19 protein-coding genes and 2 pseudogenes are annotated in these 22,013 nt (G+C 58.8%); 8 read left to right on the top strand and 13 right to left on the bottom strand.

Annotated features, from left to right (window positions below):
- The first annotated feature begins 116 nt into the window (after positions 1-116).
- On the top strand, positions 117-1,076 hold the full coding sequence (locus L0U84_RS37885; RefSeq protein WP_233858307.1) for an amidohydrolase family protein: 960 nt from the start codon (positions 117-119) through the stop codon (positions 1,074-1,076).
- A gap of 166 nt (positions 1,077-1,242) precedes the next feature.
- On the opposite strand, the gene L0U84_RS37880 is transcribed toward L0U84_RS37885, so the two are convergent.
- Complete coding sequence (locus tag L0U84_RS37880; protein ID WP_233858305.1) at positions 1,243-2,160, bottom strand: LysR family transcriptional regulator; 918 nt, start codon at positions 2,158-2,160, stop codon at positions 1,243-1,245.
- A 90-nt stretch (positions 2,161-2,250) separates the two neighbouring features.
- Between L0U84_RS37880 and L0U84_RS37875 the strand changes: the two genes are divergently transcribed.
- From L0U84_RS37875 to L0U84_RS37865, 3 genes are all read left to right on the top strand, one after another.
- Positions 2,251-3,084, top strand: a complete 834-nt coding sequence (locus L0U84_RS37875; protein WP_233858303.1) for a shikimate dehydrogenase family protein — start codon at positions 2,251-2,253, stop codon at positions 3,082-3,084.
- 25 nt (positions 3,085-3,109) lie between these two features.
- Entirely contained in the window at positions 3,110-3,892 is a 783-nt protein-coding gene (locus L0U84_RS37870) for a sugar phosphate isomerase/epimerase family protein (RefSeq protein ID WP_233858295.1), read from the top strand.
- Positions 3,893-3,956: 64 nt separating this feature from the next.
- A complete protein-coding gene (locus tag L0U84_RS37865; RefSeq protein ID WP_233858293.1) occupies positions 3,957-5,276 on the top strand; it encodes an MFS transporter in 1,320 nt (439 codons plus the stop codon).
- 786 nt (positions 5,277-6,062) lie between these two features.
- Here the strand turns inward: L0U84_RS37865 and L0U84_RS44095 are convergent.
- A complete protein-coding gene (locus L0U84_RS44095; RefSeq protein ID WP_326491235.1) occupies positions 6,063-6,398 on the bottom strand; it encodes a hypothetical protein in 336 nt (111 codons plus the stop codon).
- Positions 6,399-6,706: 308 nt separating this feature from the next.
- Between L0U84_RS44095 and L0U84_RS37855 the strand changes: the two genes are divergently transcribed.
- Complete coding sequence (locus L0U84_RS37855; RefSeq protein WP_233859821.1) at positions 6,707-7,687, top strand: glycosyltransferase family 2 protein; 981 nt, start codon at positions 6,707-6,709, stop codon at positions 7,685-7,687.
- A 551-nt stretch (positions 7,688-8,238) separates the two neighbouring features.
- Here the strand turns inward: L0U84_RS37855 and L0U84_RS37850 are convergent.
- Entirely contained in the window at positions 8,239-8,478 is a 240-nt protein-coding gene (locus L0U84_RS37850; protein ID WP_233858291.1) for a hypothetical protein, read from the bottom strand.
- Between the two features lie 49 nt (positions 8,479-8,527).
- Here L0U84_RS37850 and L0U84_RS37845 point away from each other — a divergent pair, with 49 nt between their 5' ends.
- The 3 genes from L0U84_RS37845 (at position 8,528) to L0U84_RS37835 (ending at position 11,657) form a co-directional block, all read left to right on the top strand.
- Entirely contained in the window at positions 8,528-8,851 is a 324-nt protein-coding gene (locus L0U84_RS37845) for a DUF4148 domain-containing protein (protein WP_233858289.1), read from the top strand.
- A gap of 167 nt (positions 8,852-9,018) precedes the next feature.
- Complete coding sequence (locus L0U84_RS37840) at positions 9,019-9,825, top strand: FkbM family methyltransferase (protein ID WP_233858287.1); 807 nt, start codon at positions 9,019-9,021, stop codon at positions 9,823-9,825.
- Positions 9,826-10,934: 1,109 nt separating this feature from the next.
- Positions 10,935-11,657 (top strand): FkbM family methyltransferase, encoded by a 723-nt coding sequence (locus L0U84_RS37835; RefSeq protein WP_233858285.1) that lies wholly within the window; start codon positions 10,935-10,937, stop codon positions 11,655-11,657.
- 482 nt (positions 11,658-12,139) lie between these two features.
- Here L0U84_RS37835 and L0U84_RS37830 read toward each other — a convergent pair.
- From L0U84_RS37830 to L0U84_RS37785, 10 genes and pseudogenes are all read right to left on the bottom strand, one after another.
- Positions 12,140-12,565, bottom strand: a pseudogene (locus L0U84_RS37830) (transposase); the annotation flags it as partial.
- A gap of 108 nt (positions 12,566-12,673) precedes the next feature.
- Positions 12,674-13,783, bottom strand: a complete 1,110-nt coding sequence (locus tag L0U84_RS37825; protein ID WP_233858284.1) for an ABC transporter ATP-binding protein — start codon at positions 13,781-13,783, stop codon at positions 12,674-12,676.
- Positions 13,784-13,801: 18 nt separating this feature from the next.
- Positions 13,802-14,497 (bottom strand): HAD family hydrolase, encoded by a 696-nt coding sequence (locus L0U84_RS37820; protein WP_233858282.1) that lies wholly within the window; start codon positions 14,495-14,497, stop codon positions 13,802-13,804.
- A 17-nt stretch (positions 14,498-14,514) separates the two neighbouring features.
- Complete coding sequence (locus L0U84_RS37815) at positions 14,515-15,390, bottom strand: carbohydrate ABC transporter permease (protein ID WP_233858280.1); 876 nt, start codon at positions 15,388-15,390, stop codon at positions 14,515-14,517.
- Positions 15,387-16,247: pseudogene (locus L0U84_RS37810) on the bottom strand (carbohydrate ABC transporter permease); the annotation flags it as partial. The pseudogene L0U84_RS37810 and the gene L0U84_RS37815, both read right to left, overlap by 4 nt.
- Before the next feature lie 145 nt (positions 16,248-16,392).
- Complete coding sequence (locus tag L0U84_RS37805) at positions 16,393-17,727, bottom strand: ABC transporter substrate-binding protein (RefSeq protein WP_233858276.1); 1,335 nt, start codon at positions 17,725-17,727, stop codon at positions 16,393-16,395.
- A 98-nt stretch (positions 17,728-17,825) separates the two neighbouring features.
- Positions 17,826-18,602 (bottom strand): L-iditol 2-dehydrogenase, encoded by a 777-nt coding sequence (locus L0U84_RS37800; protein WP_233858274.1) that lies wholly within the window; start codon positions 18,600-18,602, stop codon positions 17,826-17,828.
- A gap of 223 nt (positions 18,603-18,825) precedes the next feature.
- Entirely contained in the window at positions 18,826-20,109 is a 1,284-nt protein-coding gene (locus tag L0U84_RS37795) for a D-tagatose-bisphosphate aldolase, class II, non-catalytic subunit (RefSeq protein ID WP_233858272.1), read from the bottom strand.
- Positions 20,102-21,088 carry a tagatose kinase gene (locus L0U84_RS37790; protein WP_233858270.1) on the bottom strand — a complete coding sequence of 329 codons (987 nt, stop codon included), beginning with the start codon at positions 21,086-21,088 and terminating at the stop codon, positions 20,102-20,104. The genes L0U84_RS37795 and L0U84_RS37790 overlap by 8 nt, the downstream gene beginning before the upstream one ends.
- Positions 21,081-22,013 (bottom strand): ABC transporter permease, encoded by a 933-nt coding sequence (locus L0U84_RS37785; RefSeq protein ID WP_267940187.1) that lies wholly within the window; start codon positions 22,011-22,013, stop codon positions 21,081-21,083. The genes L0U84_RS37790 and L0U84_RS37785 overlap by 8 nt, the downstream gene beginning before the upstream one ends.

Genomic DNA, 22,013 nt, shown 5'->3' with positions numbered 1-22,013 from the left:
GCAAATATTCTTCGGTCTGAAATCGAGGATTTCTTGTTCTCCGAGGCGACATCCTCGCGATACTTCCGGATTCGAGGTACTCACCTTCCAAGAGTCCGCATATCCAGGAGACAACCATGACGATATTCAACGACAAACGACGGTCAGCTCTGAAAACGCTCGGCGCTCTGGCTGCGGCCAGTAGTGGTGTTTCACTCGCGGGATGCGCGCATGCACCTTCGAGCCCGGTTGTCTGGTCGGCTGGCACCGAGCCCGCCCGAGTGAAAATGCCGCCGAACGCCACCGACTGTCACCACCATATCTATGACCATAGCTACCCATGGGCGCCAGAAGCGACCCTGAAGCCAGGAAACGCGACGGTCGCGGATTATCGTCAACTCCAAAACCGTATTGGAACGAGCCGCAACGTCATCATTCAGCCCTCCAGCTACGGCATCGACAATCGGCTGTTGCTTGCGGCGATTGCACAGTTTGACGGACGCGCACGCGGCGTTGCTGTGGTCAATACGAGCGTTACGCAAGCGCAGCTAGCTGAGCTGCACAAGGGCGGCGTGCGCGGTATCCGATTTAACCTGGCGCCGCCTGGGACCACGACACTCGAAATGGTCAAGCCGCTAGCGAAGCGTATCGCCGCGATGGGATGGCACATTCAGGTCAATGCGCCGGCAGCTTATCTCCTTGATGCCAGAGGCACATGGTATGACCTGCCGTGTCCAGTGGTGTTCGACCACCTCGCACACATACCTGAGCCCGATGCCGTTCATCATCCGGCATTTCAAATGGTGTCCGAGTTGCTTGTAAGCGGCAAAGCGTTCGTGAAGCTAACAGGCTTCTACAACGACACGAAAGTCGGACCTCCGAATTACTCTGACAGCGTGGCAGTCGCTGCGGCGTACGCGCAAGCGGCACCGGACCGCGTCCTGTGGGGGAGCGATTGGCCGCATCCGACCGAACAGCCACTCAACCGTATCCCCGACGACGCGTTGTTAGCAAATTTGCTTATGGTAGTGGTGCCAGAGGAGGCTCGACGAAACAAGTCGCTGGTCGACAACCCTGCGGGGCTGTATCAGTTCTGACGCCCGTCAGCGTGCACGCGATAGTGACAGCCATCTTTGCTTGAGTTCCCCTTCACAGGGTCCGTGTCAGTACACAGGACAACACGGTTATCTTCGGTATCCGCACCATCAAGCATCTGCGGAAATACATGGTGGTATTGGAATGAGTGCATCGCGAGGGTGTCGCTCATGATTTCCACAACGCGAACTCGCCGTGCGCGAGTTCCTGCTTGAGAAAATCGATGCACACGCGCACCTTCGCCGATTGCGCGGCGCGCGCCGCCGACATCGCCCATACGTCGGCCGGTTGCTCCCACGCAGGCAGCACGCGCTCGAGCGTGCCCTCCGCGAGCGCTTGAGCCACATACGACTGCCCGACCATCACGATGCCGTGACCATCGCGGGCCCAGCGCAACACGACGTCGCTGTGATTCGAAGCCAGCGGTCCCGTGACTTTTACCGTGCTCCAGCCACCCGGCCCGAGAAGACGCCACACGCCGAATGGCTCGTCGCGCTCCCGAAAGACGAGGCAGTCGTGCTGGGCGAGTTCCTCGACGCTCTTCGGTCTGCCATGCGCGTCGAGGTAGCCGGGCGCCGCGCACAGCACACGGGGACTGACGGCAATGTGATGCGCGATCAATCCCGGTTCCTGTGCCGCGCCTACGCGGATGTCGAGATCGAAACCCTCGTCGACGATATTGACGCGCCGATCGACCAATTCCAGCCAGATTTCGAGTTCCGGATAGCGCTTCTTCATCAGCGACACAATCGGCGCAATGTGACTGCGCCCAAGGCGCTGGCTCGAACTGATACGCAGCGACCCCCTGGGATTTACCCGCAGACTGGACAGATCGTCACGCATCGCATCGACGTCCTGGAGGATTGCGCGCGCCCAGCGATTGACCGTTTCGCCATCCGTCGTGAGCGACACACGGCGTGTCGTGCGGTGGAGCAGCTTCACCCCGAGGGTCTTTTCCAGCAAGGCGATGCGCTTGCTGACGTGGGTCTGCGAATTGCCGAATTCGTGCGCCGCGGCGACGAAACTCAGCCGCCGCGCGACTTCGCAAAACAGGCGGAGATCGCCGAGCATCGGTTCATTAAGCATGATCTGGTGATTATGGGGTGCAATATCGGATAATAATAGTTCGAATCAGCGATAGTAACCTTGGATCATGCTTTGAAAACGGAGCCAAGCATGATCAATGGCAAGACCGGGCTCGTCGCCCACATCGGCTATCCGACGCACGCCTTCAAGTCGCCGATGATCTACAACCCCTACTTCGAACACGCCGGCGTGAATGCCGTCGTCGTACCGATGGGCTGCACCCCCGAGCATTACCCGGCCTTCCTCCGCTCGATCTTCACGCTCGAGAACATCCGCGGCGCGCTCGTCACCATGCCGCACAAGGTGACGACCGTTGGCTTGCTCGACGACGCCACACCCACAGTGAAGATTGCCGGATCGTGCAACGCAGTGCGACGCGCGGAGGACGGACGCCTCGTCGGCGACATGTTCGATGGCGAAGGGTTCGTGCGGGGAGTACGGCGCAAGGGCTGCGAACTCGCAGGCGCACGCGTGCTTGTCGTGGGCTGCGGCGGAGTGGGATCGGCGATCGCCGCATCGCTGGCCGCGGCGGGTGTGGCCTCGCTCGGTCTCTTCGATGCGCGGGCCGAATCGGCACAAAGCCTGAAAGAGCGCCTCACAACGCATTACCCGAGGCTCGAAGTCACGACGGGCAGCAACGATCCGGCCGGTTACGACCTCGTTGTGAACGCGACGCCGATGGGCATGAGCGACGGCGATCCATTACCGGTGGATGTAAAGCGCATCGCGCCTGAGACCTTCGTCGGTGAAGTCGTGATGAAGAACGAAATGACGGCCTTTCTGAAGGCCGTACAGGCCCGCGGCTGCCGCTTCCAGGTTGGCTCGGACATGCTGTTCGAGCAGATTCCCGCCTACCTCGAATTCTTCGGCTTTCCGACAACCACGCCGGACGTGCTGCGTTCTGTCGCGAAGCTGAGCTACTGAACCCTTTGCAAGGCAAGGAGACGATATGACGACGATCCCCCGATTCGGCTGGTGTGGACCACTTCAGAACGCCGCACTGATGAAAGAGGCCGGGCTCGATTACATCGAGGCGCAACTGGTGCCGATGAAGCTCGAAGACGATGCGGCCTTTGTGGACGCCAAAGCACGTGTAGGCGATTTACCGTTGCCTGCGCTCGCGTTCAGCTACCTGTTTCCGCACGATGCGCGCATCGTTGGGCCCGAAAAGGACGAGCGGCGCAATCGCGCGTATTTCGATCGCGTCGTCGAATTGATGACGATGGCACGCGCACGGATCGTCGTGCTCGGCAGCGGTTGGACGCGCAACATCCCCGATGGCTGGTCGCAAGCCCAGGCGGAAGACGAATTCCTGAAGACGCTTTCATGGTGCGCCGATGCGTTGCACGGCACGGGCGCGACGCTCGTCATCGAGCCACTGAATCGCAAGGAATCGAATCTGGTGAACAGCGTCGGCGATGGCGCGCGGCTCGCAAAGCTGCTGGGGCGCGACGAAGTGCGCGGTCTCGCGGATTTCTATCACATGGATGAAGAAAGCGAGCCGCTCGATGAACTTCAGACGCACGGCGAATGGCTCGCGCATATCCATCTCGCGGACACGGGTCGTCTGAATCCCGGTACGGGCACCTACGACTATCCGACGTTCTTCGGCAACCTCAAGGCGTGCGGATACGACCGACTGCTGAGCGCCGAATGCGGCTTCAAAGGAGAACCGCTCACATCGATGCGCGAGAGCGTTGCGTTCATGCGGCGTGCGTGGAACGACGCCTGACCATTTCATCGAATCATCGAAGGGGCCGGTACAGGCCCGCAACCCTCGAAGGAGGAGACACATCATGCAAGCTGATTCCCTCGGCAACGCGGCCGCCGATCGCGCGGCCGACAAGGCGACGCGTCGCCTGATCCCTTTTCTGCTGTTGATGTACGTGCTGGCGTTCCTCGATCGCGCGAATGTCGGCTTTGCGAAGCAGGCTCTGCACGACGTCGTCGGGATCTCCGACGCAGCGTTCGCGTTCGGCGCAAGCATCTTCTTTGTCGCTTACGTGCTGCTCGAAGTGCCGAGCAATCTCGCGCTTCACAAGGTCGGCGCGCGCCTATGGATGTGCCGCATCATGGTGACATGGGGACTCGTGTCCGCCGCGACGATGTTCGTCAAAGGGCCGACGAGCTTCGTGGTGCTGCGCTTCCTGCTCGGCGCATGTGAAGCAGGCTTTTTCCCAGGCGTGATTCTTTACCTGACCTACTGGTTCCCGGATGCGCGTCGCGCGAAGGCAATGGGTCTGTTCTACTTTGGGGCGCCGCTCGCGTTCATGTTCGGCTCGCCGTTGTCGGGGTTTCTGTTGCGCTTTGACGGCGTGCTCGGCTTGCACGGCCACCAGTGGATGTTCATGCTCGAAGGTCTCGCGGCGGCGGCGGTCGGCGTGTGGGCGTATTTCTATCTCGACGACAAACCCGCCGATGCATCGTGGCTCGACGCCGACGAAAAACGCGAACTCACCGCCACGCTAGCTGCCGAAGATGCAGCGAAGGCGTCGCACAGTCCGCATAGTCTGGGAGCGGCTCTAGCGAATCGCACCGTGCTTTATTTCGGGCTCGTGTTCTTCCTTATCCAGATGGGCGTGTCCGTCGTGGTGTTCTATCTGCCAACATTTATCGGCAAATTGCTGGGCACGGGGCCGAACACACTGGTCGGCCTGGTCGTTGCGATCCCCTGGGCATGTGCGCTTGTTGCAACCTACGCCGTGCCGAAAGCAGCCGGGCGTACCGGACGTCTGACACTTTTCGGCTGTGCAAGCCTCGCTGTCGCCGCTTTCGCGATGTTCGCGTCAGCCGGCGCTTCGCCGGCCATCTCGGTGATCGCGCTGTGCATCGCCGTCGCGGGGCTCTGGGCTGTGCAACCGATCTTCTGGACGATGCTCACGAACTGCGTCGGCGGAATCGCTGCCGTGTCGGGCGTCGCAATGGTGAACACCATCGGCAACGTCGGCAACTTTGTGTCGCCGAACGTCAAAGCGTGGGCCGATGCGAGCTTTGGATCGAATGTCGCGGGGCTCATCGTGCTGAGCGGCGTTGTGCTGTTGGCGGCCCTTCTTTTTATTGGGGCACGTGGTACCGCGGGTCGCCGGGGACCGGTCGACGAAAGGGCGGTCATTTGAGGCGGCGTGGGCAGTGCCCCGCACCGTCTTGACAGCACTGGCCACGTTCCAGGCGGTCGTGGCTCACGATCGGCATGCCAATAGTGCAGGGAAATCATTGGGAGTATGACCGCTCTCCTCCAAAATGCGCCGCAGCGGTCGTCGGAGGGCGATTAGCCGCAATGGTTCGGGAAGATGCACCTGTTTGTGGATGTCGCCGAACCGACCTTCAGCCGCCGCACAGCCCCTGTTCGGCGACCGGCGGCTTCGGCCGAGATTTGCCGGGTTGCTTTCTGTTGCTGACTGGCCGTCCGGCAGTAGGCATCGTTAGATCCCTGAACGGCACCACCTAGCCCAGGCCGGAAGCGAACATCGGTCAAATCCGTCCACAGAGTGCGCCAAGGTCGGGTACCACAATTGAACTCCCATTATCCCTGTGGGAGATTGTGATGAACACCGAAAAATCTCGCGAGGCATGGAACAAAAGCAAGCTGGTCGGCCAGAAGCCACCGCTGAAGCCAGAAAGACGTCCAGGCCATCGGGATCCATCTTCAAAACGCCCATGCTGTTCGCAACCTCGCCCTGTTCAACCTTGCACTCGACAGCAAACCGCGTGGTTGTGATCTTGTCAGTCTGCGAGTCCGCGAAGTGACGCACGGCAATCAGGTCCTGGCGAGGGCACAAGTCATTCAGCGAAAGACACAACGTCCTGTCCAGTTTGAACTGACCGAGTCGACCCGGAAGGCGGTCGGCGCGTGGCTTGAGAAGGCTGCCCTGAGGTCGGAGCAGTACCTCTTCCCAAGTCGCCTATTGGCGCCCCCCATCTTTCAACCCGCCAATACGCCCGGATGATACGTCGATGGGCAGATGCCGCGGGGCTTGATCCGACAGCGTATGGCACGCATTCGATGCGGCGTACCAAGGCAACGCCAGTTCACGCCCGAGATGGGCGAGCTGCTCTGCGACTTCCTTGCTCCGTTTTCCACGAATACCAGGGCCGCACTCGAGCTGCTCCGGCGGAGTGGCGGTGACGATTTCGCGCGCAAGGCCGACGTGAAGTTTCCCTGCTCGCACATAAGTTCGACTGCCTCCATCTGCCGCGGCGGCCTCATCAACTTCAACCAAAGCGTTGGCATGCGCCAATACCTCACCAGTTTGCGCCGGTTCCTCTCATATTGGTGCAGCGAAGCATATATAAAGACTTTTTAGAGTACTTCGTTCCTGCCCGCATGCTGGTCGACTTGGTCCTGTGGTTGCGCTGCGACGGCCTGGGCCCAATTGTCTGCTTATTTCGGTTCCTGGCGATCCTCGTAGACCAGGACGGCTGGCACTTCAGGTCGGCCCGGTTTGCCTCCACAACATCATTCGTGATTAGCTAATTTCTTCGCGAAACAAGCGTTTGCGATATAGACGGTTAGTTCACGCCGCGCTTAGCTCCAGGAGCATTGTGTATGTCCGCACCGAGAATCAGCGTTCTGCTGCCTGTCTACAAGGTCGAAGACTATATCGAGGACTGTCTCGACTCGCTGCTGTCGCAATCCTGCACCGATTTCGAAATCATCGCCGTCGACGACAGCAGCCCCGATCGCTCCGGTGAAATCGCCGCCCTGGTTCTCGGGCAACAGGATCGCATTCCCTGGAAGCTCGTCAGAAACATCGACAACAAAGGACTCGCTGAAACGCGAAAAATCGCCGCATCGGAAGCGCGCGGCGACTACGTGCTCTGCGTTGACAGTGACGACCATGTCCATCGCGATCTCATTCGCACCGTGCTGCGCGAAGCCGACCAGCACGACGCAGATGTCGTCATTTTTGCCGCCGAAAGCATCAGCCCCGATGGCACCGTGAACTATGACATCGATTCCGGCGACGGCATCATCACTGGCGTGGAAGCCGTCCAGAAAATTCTCGAACTCAGGCTGCCAGCCTTTTGCTGGAACAAGCTCGTGCGCCGCTCCATCTTCGTCGCGGCCGAGCATCCGTGCGGTCTCATCTTCGAAGACGTTTGCGTGTCGGTACAAACGCTCGCCAACGCGAAGGTGGTTCGCCTCATTCCCGACAAGCTCTATTCATACATGCTCCGTGAATCAGGAATTTCGAGACGCTTCAACCCGCAGGTCGTCGACCTTTTTGCCATCATGGACCGCGTGGAAAAAAGTACTGCTTCCCTCCCGATTACCGACTACAAGCGGCTCTTCTTCCGGCTCAAATACAGCTGGGCATTCCGCGCGATCGCGTTTCAGACCGCGATTACCGCGCCGACCTACCGCCTCGCGAGCCCCATTTTGCAAAGTGTATCGGAGAAGCTGCACGTGAAGCACCTGCTCGGCATGTTTGCCGATCGGCATCTGAAACTTTCCATCGTTATGACCATGCTCAAGATCCATCCGTGGATCTTTTATTGCGTCGTAAGACGATTCAACCGCCGCTGACACGGCAGAATGCGCCATACGGCCGATCATTTAACGCCGAGCGCGTTGGAGGTGCACGAGATCGCGTGACCGAATCGAACGTGCCCTTCTTTCCCCCAGTAGGCACGCGGAGAGTACTGGGAACTTGCAGTTAATTGTGCCGCCTAAAATTTTGCGTATTCGTCGCTGTTGAGTGGGCATCGGTTATTGCTCGCCGCTCGAATTTGAAAACCCGCATGCGCCAAAGCAACCAACATCGCTGCGCTTTGCATTCCTGTTCTCACTGCTCCGCGCCGTGAGGCCAGCTATCAGCGACGCAAGGGCTGTCATACGCGAGATGATTGTGCTCGATGGACCGTATTAATCATGTTGGCCGGTCAATGGACCAGCGCGGTGCGACGACGTTGTGCCGCACAGAAGGGGCGGACTGCGGACGAGTCACGGTTCGACAACGAAGTGTCAGTTTAAGAACCTATGAGGGCTCATCTTCATGCGAGGAACTAGGGCGTTGATGTGTGCGCGTCTCTTTCCTGTTTTAATAAGGCTTCTAAAACATCGCTGGACGACGTGATCTAGCGACGTGCCCACTCAATGGCGTCGGCTTCGGCCAAAACCTTGGTCGGCTTGTCCGCACAGCGAGAGAACTCGATCTTCGGAACTATGATGGGTTTCGCGCAGTCGTCTTGACAGGAAAACCGCGCTTCGGCCGTCCATCCGTCGACGGCGGAACGCATCGGCTTTCGCGCGCGACCGACGAGGTTCGTATCGAAGTTGAAGGCGTGGATGCCTAAACTTTCCTTGCCAGTGATCAAGCCATGCTTCAGTATTACCCAACCTTGGCATCCACAAGGAGGTTCCCCCATGAGAACAATTGCTATGGCGATCGCCGTGATGTCGGCGCTCGCGGTGCCAGTCGCCGCACTCTCTCAGACGGATGCGACCCCCACTCGTGCGCAAATACGCGCCGAGCTACAGCAGCTGGAGCAGGCCGGCTATGACCCAGGAAAAGGAGAAGTTCCGAATTATCCGGCAGATATCCAGGCGGCTCAGGCGCGCGTATCGAGCCAAAACGGCACTACTGCTTATGGCGGGGCGACGTCGGGCACATCCGTATCCGGCTCTCGCGCTACTACCCATCCCGCTACTACAGAGGAAATGAAGCAGCTTTATTTTGGAGGTGATTAGCAGGTTCCAATTCTGGCCGCATGTATCCAGCACGCGACGTAAGCGGCACGACGGAGACACGGGAATCGTTAGGGTGGGAGAGGCGAATCTACCCTCACCCTTGGCGGAACCGTACAGGCATTTCGTCCACGGGTGCCCCTCTCGGTAGAACCACGCGGAGATTCGATATGCACGACCTTGTGAAATCCACCCTGAAGGAGATATTGCCGCCGGGGCTCGTACGATTGCTGCGACCTAAAAATCGGTCTCTCGATGCTTGGGGAACCCCTCGATACGGTCTGCATGGGTTGAAGCTTCCCGGCGGACAGCACTTCAATTTCCGACCCTCAATATCGGACCGGGCGGTGTGCAAACAGATTTTTTTTCGACGCGACTATGCAACGGACCATCTTCTCCGGTCGCAAGAAATAGTCGACTTTTATCGGGCCTGTCCGGATCCGATCATCGTCGACGCAGGCGCCAACATCGGGGCTAGCGCGGTCTGGTTTGCGCTCACGTATCCGAAAGCGAAGATTCTAGCTATCGAGCCGGATGTATCGAACTTCGAATTTCTCAAGAGCAACTCGATTCCGTTCCCATCGATAGTCCCGCTGAATGCCGCCATTGCATCGACCAGTGGTACGCTTTATCTGGACGATCCCGGGGGGGGCGCCTGGGCATATCGTACGGCTCAGCAGCCCACCAATCACTCGTACCCAGTCGAAGCGATGACGTTGAAACAGGTGATGGCGAAATCGAGCGGAACGCCGTTCATCCTGAAGATTGACATCGAGGGTGCAGAGGAGGACCTCTTTTCGCGCCCCTCCGAGGACATAAACAGATTTCCGCTGGTGATCATTGAACTGCACGATTGGATGATTCCACGGAAATCGAACAGTCGGAACTTCTTGAAGTGGCATGTCGAAATGCAACGTGATTTTGTATATTCCGGCGAGAACGTTTTTTCGATTTCCAATGCGATTCGACCGGTGTGAATTGACGCCAGGTGTCGGGAGGTCGTCACTGCGCTTCGCTAACCGGCACGACCATCCCGGCTGGGTCGAAAAACAGCCGTCGATTCGCGTACAAAGATCCCCGAATCTCGACCAGAGTACCCACATCTGTTCGGGGCCGAATGGCGCCCTTCGAAGTCGCTTTGCCGGAACTTCTTCGGGCGACGACGATAGCTAAAGGGGATGAAATGACAAGCGCCAGGCTTGGCAAACATGAATTGCTACCGTTGCCGTAGCGGATCTGTAGCACACGAAAATTCACTCTCAGAGCATTAGCCGACCGCTACGCAAATGGCGGAGAACGGCTGAGATTTTTTTCTCGAGTGGCTAACGCATTCGGCACCGAATGTATGCCGGTAGGCCAACTCATGCCCCATTTGTCGCTCGGCTGTCGGGACCATCAGTCGTGCATACCGGAGGCGGCAAACGGCTTCCAGTTGATAAGACCGTAGTGCGGATACGGAGGCAGCATGGTGACCAATTCGCTCTTGCAGGCCAACCATCTGGCCATAGGAGCCGCTGGGATTTTCTCGGCCCGATACGCCAAGCAGCAATGCATCGGTCTGGGTATCGCGATCCGCCAGCCGAGTATTGATCGTAGACGGCGACCATGGCGCGCGTACCGCGTTCGGCAGATTGCTGCGCGCGTCTGGTTATCTCGTCGAATCGCTGGACAGTCCTGAGGCCTTGCTAGAGGGCGCCGATCTGATGAGCTAGCCCGTCCACCTCGTGCTGGATCTGATAACGCCACGCATGACTGGGCTGGAAGTCCAGCAATGACTCGCCGGCCCCCCTTGCAGTCGTCGACCAGTCCAGCAGCGCGACGGTTCAAACGTCTCGTCTCCATCCATCAAGTCTGGGAGCCGTGTGTGGCAAGTGCTTCAAGAAAACGAGCTCTATTGCGCCGAACTCAACAAATGGACGCGAAACGAAGTGCTGATCGCTTTCGGGCGAGCGTTCGAAACGGCCAATTTGAAGCCGATGAATCGTGCATGGTTCACGGAATGCGGACGAGCGGTGAGAGCGAAGAAATGCTTGTAAATCGCTCGAGATCGTCTAGGCTACGGCGATAGGCGCAGATCGATCACTGAATGCAAGCCACCATGTTGACTTTCAAAGACATTCCTCACTCTATATGGCTTATACGAAAGACCTGGATAACGAGGGGCGCTCGCCTGTACTATTCCCAATATGGAGAAGATGCCGTACTGCGCGAGATCATCAGTCCGTCCTTCAACAACGGTGTTTATGTGGATGTGGGCGCTTACCATCCCATTAAATTCTCGAACACATATGCGTTGTACCGGCGAGGTTGGCGTGGCATCAACATCGATATGGATCCGGTGAAAATCGAGGCATTCAAGCTTGCGAGGTCTGATGATACCAACGTGTGCGCAGCAATCTCTAACGAGAAGGCAACGCGGCAGGCCTACAGTTTTTCCGCTTATGGATTGACTTCTACCATAGATCCCGGAGAAGTCGCGCGACGAACCGAAACCCCTATCTCCGTGAGGAACGTTGAGACGACGACGCTCAATGAAGTGTTGGAGAATAGCTGTTACTCCGCGCGGGAGATCGATCTACTTTCAATCGACGCGGAAGGTCACGACTATCATGTGCTGCGGTCAATCGATCTCAAGAAGTACAGGCCAAAAATTGTCATCGTGGAATCGACATTGATGTCGATGAATGACATCATGAACTCGGCAATTTATCGTTATCTCGTGGAGCGCGACTATCGGCTAATCGGTTGGACCCATCTATCACTGATCTTCCGGATAGAAAGATCGGAGATATTTCGCTTCCAGTTATAGTTTGCATCAGAGAAGTTAGTGGCATGAATAGAAGTCGTTCCATTATGGACTCGTGCTATCCAGGTAGCGAAAACCCATAACTCCTCAGATGCACTTTGGGCTGCCACTCACCAAATCGCCTATAGAGAGAGTTGATAGCCGAATTGTCCATAAGATCCCGGGTCTGCTGGAGCAAAGTTTCCAATGTCGATGTTCATTGACGCGCGGGGCACTGTCACTGCGCGCAGAACCCCATCCATGCCGGATGCTGGCACGGACGGCCGCGCGAACACTATGCGCACGAAGAGTTTCGTGACTCCGATAGCAGGCGGGATGCCGCAACATTTCCGAAGCCGCCGGATAGCTTCACAGGTCATCGCACTGCTCAAAGGTGGGCGACGCATGTCACTTACTCCCGCACTAGTGAACAATCGGCTGAACGGCTTTCTTACCTTCCCGACCCGTCGTCTCTCGTCCGCTCGGCAGGCATAACGGGTCGGGCCTTATGCACCCGCCAGTCGCATCGCTTTCATTGTTCTCGAGAACCCCAGTATTCTTAGCACTCGCATGAGGTTGTAGCTCAGCACATGCAGGCTCATCTCGGTACCGACGTTGGTCAGCCTGCGTGTCAGGAAGTGCGTGTAACCCATCCAGTGCTTGAACGTCCCGAAGACCTGTTCTACGGTCCGCCTTCGGACTGTCATCGCATCTGGCGTTTTGTCGAGCCGCCGCTGGACTACCTCCAGCACTGATTCGTGCTCCCATCGGGAGATTCGTCGGTACACGCTCGGCGTGCATTGCGACTTCATGGGGCACTGGGGACAAGCACTGCTCCTGTAAGAGCAGCGTTGCAGTCCCTTTTCCTCCCTGGTAAAGCGGTAAATCGCGCGTTGGCCGGCGGGACATTGATATTCGTCATCTCGTGTGACCGGGAATCAGCCACGCGAGCAAGTCAAACCCTTGTCGAGAATCCCCCCGGTTGCCGAGGTTTGAACCCATACTCCACTAGAAAATGTACTTGTCTGAATCAAAATGTCTTAAGCCGCCAACGCATGGCCGCCAAATCTTCTGAACGCGATGCCGGCAGCATCGAAGACGTGGCAATGGTCGGACGACGCCGTCAAGTTCAGGCTGTCACCGTGGGCGTGACGTTCCAGCGGAGGGATCCGAGCAATCAAGCCGTCAGGTGCGAGCGAACTTTCTGCGTAAAGGTAAGCGGCGTCACCCAAGGATTCCACGGCCATAACCTTCGCTGCCAACCCGTCCGAAGACGAGCCTACGAGGAGGTGTTCAGGCCTCACGCCCACCGTCACTTTGTCGCCGGGGCGTGCCTTGCCCGCGTCGACGGCTGCGAGCTGCATCGCCCCCGTTGCATATCTGACCATGACGCCGTCCTGTCCGACCGAGTCGACTGTCCCCTCCAGGAAGTTCATTTTCGGCGATCCAATGAAACCCGCTACAAACCTGTTCGCCGGCGCATGGTAAAGCTCGTTCGGCGTTCCAACCTGCTCGATGTTTCCCGCCGACAACACGACAATCTTGTCCGCGAGCGTCATCGCTTCGACCTGATCGTGTGTCACGTAGATCATCGTGGTCTTGAGTTCGTCATGCAGTCGCGCGAATTCAAGCCGCATTTTTACGCGCAGTGCAGCGTCAAGGTTCGACAGCGGTTCGTCGAACAGGAACACCTTCGGCTTGCGCGTGATTGCGCGACCGATTGCAACGCGCTGACGCTGGCCACCCGATAGCTGCTTGGGCTTGCGTTCCAGCAGATGGTCAATGTGAAGGATCTTCGCTGCATTGCGCACAGCGGCATCGATTTCAGGTTTTTTCGCGCCCGCCAGCTTCAGGCCAAACGCCATATTGTCGTACAGCGACATGTGCGGGTAGAGCGCGTATGACTGGAACACCATCGCAATGCCCCGCTTGGCGGGTGGCACCTCGTTGACACGCACGCCGTCAATATCGAGGTCTCCACCGCTGATCTCCTCGAGTCCTGCGATCATCCGCATGAGCGTCGACTTGCCGCATCCGCTTGGACCAACAAATACGACGAATTCACCGTCCCTGATATCGAGGTTGATATCGCGCATGACTTCATTCTCGTCATAGCGCTTGCTTACGTTACGCAAAGTCAGACCTGCCATGGTGCGTCTCCTTTTCCTTCATTCCGCCGTTACCGGCGGCCAGCTGAATCCGAGCTCCCTTGTCCACGCCTTCGCGAGGCCAGGAAGATCACTCATTTGATTGAACGTAACCTCGACCCCGACACTACTCAGTTTGAGAGCCTGCTCTCCTGGGTCATGCGCGCCTCCGGCATATCCGAGCACTGTCATCCCGGCCGACACTGCCGCCGTTGCGCCCGCGACACTGTCTTCAACGACAAGGCATCGCGCGGGCGAGATGGCCAACTTTGTTGCGGCGAGAAGATATACGTCCGGCTCTGGCTTCGGATTGGCCACCAGATCTGCGGTGAACAGCCTTCCTTCAAAGAATCGCTTTAAGCCGGTGCGATCAACGGTATGGGCAACGTAATCCGAGTAGCTGTTGCTGGCGCATGCTTTCAGCAGAGGGATGCTCGCCAGCGCAGCATCGATCCCTCGCACCATCGGAGCGAGGATCGCGGCTGCTCTGACTTCGCGATGAATTGCCTCAATTTCCTCAAGCGTCAGTGTCTTGTCGAGTGTTGCCGCCGTTGCCTCTAGGACCCGTTCAGTCCGAAAGCCAAGCAGCGGCGTCACAACCGGCTCGATCTCGATGCCAGGCCAGAGAGCTTTGAGTTCGCGAACTATTGTCGCGCCCGCGATGGTCTCGCTATCGACGAGCACGCCGTCGCAATCGCAGATCAGAGCAAGGTGCATTTCTCCGCGATTGTCCGTCACTTGACCGCCCCGAACGTGAGCCCGCGCACCAACTGCTTCTGCGACAGCCAGCCGACGATCAGGATCGGCGCGACCGCCAGCAACGAAGCGGCCGACAACTTGGCCCAGAACAGTCCTTCAGGACTCGAATACGACGCGATGAACACCGTCAGCGGTGCCGCGTTCGAGCTCGACAGGTTGATGCTCCAGAACGCCTCGTTCCATGACAGGATCACGAGCAGCAGCGCGGTCGACGCGAGCCCGGGCAGCGCCATCGGCATCAGCAGATAGACGATCTCCTGCCACGTCGCCGCGCCGTCGATCCGCCCGGCCTCGAGAATGTCGCGCGGTATTTCGGCGAAGTACGTGAACGCCATCCAGACCGCGATCGGCAGATTCATCAGCGTATAGACGATGACGAGACCCGACACCGTATCGAGCAGGCCGCTGCTTTTCCACAGCAGATAGATCGGCACCAGCACGCCGACCGACGGCATCATCTTCGTCGACAGCATCCACAGCAACACTTTCTGCGTGCGCCGCGTCGGGAAGAACGCCATCGCGTACGCGCACGGCACCGCGAGGATCAGGCACAACAGCGTGACGCCGACCGAGATCAGGATCGAGTTCCACGCGAACGAGAAATAGTTGCTGCGCGCGAACACCTCGCGGAAGCTGTCGAGCGTCGGCATGAAAAACAGCGACGACGCGTAGGCCTGCTGCTCGGTCTTGAACGCGGTGATCGTCATCCAGAAGATCGGGAAGAACAGCAGCAGCGCAACCAGCCAGGCGAGCACGCCGGGAATCGCGCGCAGCACCGGCTCAAAAGGCGACTTGTGCGGCAGCGCGACCGGCTGCGTCGTCGATGCAGGAGTGGAGGCAACATGGCTCATTTTTCGTACTCCCCTTTCAGGTTCTTCGCGAGCATCCGCACGAGGAAGAACGACACGATATTGGCCAGCACGACCGCGAGAATGCCGCCCGCGGACGCGAGACCAACGTCGAACTGTTGCAGGCCGAGCGCGAAGATCAGGTACGACAAGGTGGTGGTCGCGTTGCCCGGACCACCGCCCGTGGTCGTGTAGATCTCGGCAAAGATCGACAGCAGGAAAATCGTCTCCATCATCACGACGACCGCGATCGCGCGTCGCAGGTGCGGCAGCGTGATGTAGAAGAACATCGAGAACGGACCCGCGCCGTCGATCTTCGCGGCTTCCTTCTGCTCCTGGTCGAGCGACTGGATCGCCGTAAAAAGAATCAGGAACGCGAACGGCAACCACTGCCACGCGACGATCATGATCACCGCGGTCAGCGGATAGTCGGCGAACCAGTCGATCGGCTGCATGCCGAGCGCGCGCATGCCCTGAGCGACGAGCCCGTAGACCGGGTGCAGGATCATGTTCTTCCAGATCAGCGCGCTGACCGTCGGCATCACGAAGAACGGCGCGATCGCGAGCAGGCGGGCCACGCCCTGACCGTAGAACTTGCGATCGAACAGAATCGCCATCAGCACGCCGCCGACCACGGTGATCACGAGCACCCACACGATCAGCTCGATCGTATGCGCGATCGACGGGCCGAACGACGGATCGGTCGCGAGGTAGCGGTAGTTGTCCAAACCGGCGAAGCCGCGCAGATCGGGATTCAGCAGGTTGTAGTGCGAGAACGAAAACCAGATCGTCATCGCAAGGGGGATCGCCATCCACAATACAAGGACGCCGACGGACGGCAGGACCAGCCAGCGTGCAGAAGACGCACCTTTCTGATCGAGTCCGCCGGGTTGCGCGACCGGCGGATGCGCGGAAGTAGCAAGTTGCTGCATGATCGTCTCACCTGGAAGTGTGTGGTAGCGCTGGGAGTTGCCAGCGCCACCACAATTTCAACGCATTCCGGCCTTACTTCTGGTAGCCCGCCTGACGCACTGCGCGATCGGCGGTCGCATTGCCCGCCTTCAGGGCCGACGCCACGTCTGTTTGCCCTGCGACTACGCCAGCGATGTCCTGGCCCACGATCGTGCCGAACGACTGGAATTCAGGAATTCCCACGAACTGGACGCCGGAATACGAAACCTTCTTGAGCGTCGAATCATTCGGGTTCGCCGTCTCGATGGCCTTCAGCACGAAATCGCCAAACGGTGCGGCCTGCTTGTACTCAGGACGTGCGTAGGTCGATTTGCGTGTGCCGGGCGGAACCGAGGCCCAGCCTTCATCTTTCGCGACCAGTTCGATGTATTGCTTCGACGTTGCCCATTCGGCGAATTTTTTCGCGGCATCCTGCGACTTTGAAGTCTTCGGAATGGCGAACGACCACGACCAGAGCCAGTGCGAGCCCTTTGGCGTCACCGCAACCGGCGCGGCTGCAAAGCCGATCTTGTCCGCGACTTGCGACTGGGCTTTGTTGTAGAGCATGCCGGCCGCGACCGTCGCATCGATCCACATCGCGCACTTGCCCGAGGACGTCAGCGTCAGGTTTTCGTTGAAGCCGTTGGAGCTGGCTCCAGGAGGGCCGTCTTTCTTGAGCAAGTCCGAGTAGAACGTAATGGCCTTATTCCACTCGGGCGTATCGATCTGTGCCTTCCAGTTCTCGTCGAACCATCGGCCTCCATACGTGTTCACCACCGTCGAAACATAGGCCATGTTCTCGCCCCAGCCTGCCTTGCCGCGAAGGCAGATGCCGTACTGCTCCCTGGACTTGTCGGTGAGCTTGTCGGCGAACTCCTTGATCTGATCGTAGGTCGGCTGGTCCGGCATCTTGAGACCCTTCGACTCAAAGAGGTCTTTGCGGTAGAACGTCATCGAACTCTCGACATAGAACGGGAGCGCCCACAACTGGCCGTTCGACGAGAGACCATCGCGTGCCGTCTTGACGACGTCCTCGAGGTCATAGTCGGCCGGCAGGTTGTTCATCGGCGCGAGCCATCCGCGCTTGCCCCATTGCGGTGCTTCATACGTCCCGATGGCGACGACGTCGAACTGGCCGCTGTTCGTAGTGATGTCGGTTGTCGCCCGCTGGCGCAGCACGTTTTCTTCCAGAATCACCCAGTTCAGTTTTATGTCCGGGTTAGCCTTCTCAAAATTGGCGGACAGCTTCTTCAGTTCGAGCATGTCCGGGTTGTTGAGGGTTGCGATCGTGACGGTCGCCGCGCTTGCCAGTTGGGCTACGCAGAGGGCGACGCCAGCGAATAACGCCTTGCGCAGGAACGCACGGCTCGTGGGGGTACTCGTCTTCATGTGTGTCTCCGATGTTTGTTCGCTTCGGTTGGGGGTGCTACTCCGTGCGCCGTCCCGCGGTTCTCGATCCAGTAAGGCGGCGTCCTGCCAGCTGTGAATCAGCTCATCCAGTTGCCGCCGTCCACGTTCAGCGTTTGTGCGGTGATGTAGTCCGCGTCCGCGGAGGCCAGGAACACCGCCGCACCCGTCAACTCGTCCGGCCGACCCATCCGGCCCAACGGCACTGCCTCGCCGACCAGACGCTTCTTCTCGCCAAGCGGACGGTTTTCGTACCGGGCAAAAAGCGCGTCGACTTCTTTCCACATCGGTGTGTCGATAACGCCTGGCGCAATGCCATTGACATTGATGTGATGCGGCGCGAGCGCAAGCGCGGCCGACTGCGTGTAACTGATGACGGCGGCCTTGCTCGCGCAATAGTGGGAAACCAGTGCTTCGCCGCGCCGGCCAGCCTGCGACGCCATGTTGATGATCTTGCCGCCGCCCCCCTGCTCGACCATCTGTTGCGCGACCCGCTGCATCAGGAAGTACATCCCCTTGACGTTCACCGAGAAAATACGGTCGAAGATTTCCCACGATTCGTCCAGCAGCGGACGCATGTCGAACACAGCAGCGTTGTTGAAAAGAATGTCGACGCGGCCGAACTGCTCGACGGTCGAACGCACAATAGCTTCGATGCTCTCGCGCTTCGTGACGTCTGCCTGGAGCAGTAGCGGATTGGCCTTGTCGGCATCCGCATAGGTCGACTCGAGCGCCGCCTTCGGCTTGACATCGACAACAACGACTTTCGCCCCTTCTTTCAAATAGCGTCGCACGACCGACTCGCCGATTCCTGTTCCACCACCCGTGACGATGGCAATCCTGTCTTTCAGTTGCATCCTGCCTCTCCTCAGATTGGACATTGAATCCAATGCCCGTTTAATCATTACATCAGTAGACCTATCTATCACCGAGGGATTTCATCCGGTTCATCACCCGGCTCGTTGCCAGTACCGGTTCTCTTCTTCCCGCCAACAGACTCCGTGCCGTGTCTAAATCCCCGACCGAAGCAATTGATTCAAACTTCGTTATTGCTTTCGATCGATTCTGGACCGCAAAGCATCACACCTTGCATGCTGCGGCGTACACGTCGATGACTTCGCGAATCCTGCTCTGAATAAGGCTCATCGGTGTGGCATCGATATTCCCGTGTCTGAGCTGCCTGTATTGTTCCGGCAGGTAGAGGCTAAGCAGATTTTCAGAGATGACTGTGCCCGTCAGATTGCTGATCAATTTGCCGACGGCAGCATCGATTTCCGGGTCCGCCCAGTAGTAACGTACGCGGTCGCTGTAGCTGTACGTTCTCAGTAGCCGTTTTTCGCGGTCGTCGCCGTGGTAGTACTTCTCCCAGTTTCCGGGTTTGGAGAGCATGACTCTTTCCACCACATCGCGAAGCTTTGACCTCGCTTCCGGCGCGACGAGCTCGTTCTCGATGTCCGCCAGCGCATAAAGGGCCTCGCGCAGCGCGAAGGTAACGCCGGGGCCCACTTTCAGAATCACGAATCCGTCCCTGACTAGTGCGGTGAGCGCTTCCGGCGTTTGGTAGTCAGTGGAGTGCGCCTCGAAAACCATTCCGGGTAGCTGCTCCAGCACCCCGGAGAGCTTCGTCGCCAGCTCAGGCTTGTAATCCACGACCTTCGTGTGATCGAATTCCACGCCGGGCTGGACGACGAGCGCAATCACGCGCTGCCACGCAGCGTCGAGCCCGCGGTCGCGCCACGCATTACGATGAACCGCGACGGTATCCAGCGCGGCGTCCGGACCGGTGACTTCAACGCTCTCCAGTTCCTCCGCAGCGCCACCCGGAACGGGCACCTCTGTGCCAATGATGTAGACCGGCTTCTCGCTTTTGCCCTCGCGCGAGGCCGCCATTTCTGCGATCGAGCACAGACGCGAGGCCCGCTCGGCGACGACATCGTCCGACAGCCGTGCGGGGTCACCGGCGCAACTCATGCTGGTGTCGAGGTGGATCTTCGTGAACCCGGCCGACACATAGGCGTCGATGAGCGCTTCCGCGCGTCGCATCGCCTCCTCGGCCGGCAGGCTACGCCATGCGTTGGGTCCAAGGTGGTCACCGCCGAGAATCAGCCTTGTTCGCGGCAGGCCAACCCGATCAGCGATCAGATGGACGAAGCGCACGAATTCGGCTGGTTTCATGCCCGTGTAGCCACCAAACTGGTCCACCTGGTTCGATGTCGACTCGATCAGAAGTGGTGTATCGTCGTCGAGCGCCTGTTTCATCGCCGCGCCCAGCACCCAGGGATGCGCGGAGCAGATGGAATAAATGCCCTTGAGTTTTTTCGCTGCGCCTTCATCGCCTGAGAGACGCGAGACTACGTTAGCCATGAGCTTGCTCCGACGGGTTCGCGATGAATGCATCGAGTTCAGCCAGCGTCGCCGTCCCTTCCATCGGACCGCGGAAAGTCACCGCGCGAGCCCCAGCCGCGCAGGCGTAGGTGAGCGCCCTCTCGATGCCAAAGCCTTGGGCACGACAGGCGATATAAGTCGCACCAAAACAGTCGCCGGCTCCCGTCGGATCAACCTCAGTGACAGGCACGGCAGGGAGATTGAGTTCGGTTGTGCCGTCGTAGTAGCTGCATCCGTTCTTCCCTCGCTTGACCACGACTTCACGCACGCCGCGCTTCAACAACTCTTCGACGGCTCCCTGCTCGTTGCTTGCGCTCGCGAGCAGCATCACTTCGTGACCGCTCGGCATGAACACATCCGTGTAGTCGAGGATGAAGTCGAGCGCTTCCCGCATCTCGGGAATACGCAGCATCTCCTTGCGGATGTTCGGATCGAAGCTCACCGTGCCGCCGTGCCCTTTTACCGTCTCGATCACCTTCTTCATCGCCTCGATGATGCGAAACGAGAACAGCGACGATCCCATCACGTGAAAGTGATTGCATTGCTTCAGCAGATCGTCGCGGATGTTGCCGACAGACAGGTGCCCGGAGGCACTGTTCGCAATGTTGTAGATAAAGTCGCGATCGCCGTCCTCGCGATACGTGACAAATGCGCTTCCTGTCGTCGCAGTCTTGATGACGGAAATGCCCGAGACATTGACGCCGTCGGCCCGAAGCCGCTCGACATTGAGCACGCCGAAGTCGTCGTCGCCGACACAGCCGATCATCGCGCAGCGGCTACCGGTTTTCGCGACCTGGTCGATGAAGATCGCGGGCGCTCCACTGGCATAGGGGCCGATCAGAGCGCCGGGTCGACGGAAAGACTGTCCGCGCTCGGTGGCCATGATCTCGACCAGGATTTCGCCCATCGTCAGGATGTAGCCGGACTTGCCGGCCTTGTGCAGTTCGGTGTTAGCCATGGCGTTTCTTCGTTTGTACGTCGATGCAAACGGCGACGAGAATGACGACGCCCTTCACGATCAGTTGATAAAAGTACGGCACACTCAGCAGGTTCATGCCGTTGTTGATGACGCCAATGATCAGTGCGCCGATCAGCGTCCCTGCGATCGTGCCGTAGCCACCGCTCAGGCTCGTGCCGCCGAGCACGGCCGCCGCGATCGCGTCCAGTTCGTAGCCAAGTCCGGCATTCGGTTGCGCCGAATACAGCCGTGAAGTCATCAGTACGCCCCCGATACTGGCCATCAGCCCGGAAATCATGAAAACGAAGATTCGGAGGCGCCGGACGTTGATACCCGAATACAGCGCGGCTTCACGGTTTCCACCGGCGAGATATGCCTTGCGACCGAATACCGTTTTTGCCAGGATGAAATGGTTGACGCCCAACAGAATGAGCAACACCCAGATGGGGATCGCGATGCCGAGAATGGTCGAATTGCCGAGCGCCGCGAACCGGTCATCATCAATCGAGATCGGCACGCCCGTCGACGCGATGTAGGCCAGCCCCCTGAAAACGCCCATCGTCGCGACCGTCACAATGAAAGACGGAATCGTCAGCATTGCGGTCAAGGTCCCGTTGACGAACCCGAGAACCAGACCCGCAGCCATCGCAACCAGAACCGCAAGCGCAGGATGCAGTCCATGCTGCATGGCAAACGCTGCAATGGTTCCAACGAGCGCCATGACTGCACCAACGGAAAGATCGATATCGCCCAGCAGCAGCACGTATGTCATGCCGAAGCCAAGAATGGCGATGATCGACACTTGCATGACGATGTTCAGCAGGTTTCCCAGCGACAGGAAATTCGACGACAGGACCGAGAACAGCACGCAAAGCAGGATGAGACCGCAGACGATTCCGCCATAGTGACGGACCCACTTCGACAT

The sequence above is a fragment of the Paraburkholderia sp. HD33-4 genome, assembly GCF_021390635.1.
In the GTDB taxonomy this organism is placed as follows: Bacteria; Pseudomonadota; Gammaproteobacteria; order Burkholderiales; family Burkholderiaceae; genus Paraburkholderia.
This window is presented reverse-complemented; position numbering and strand designations above follow the sequence as displayed.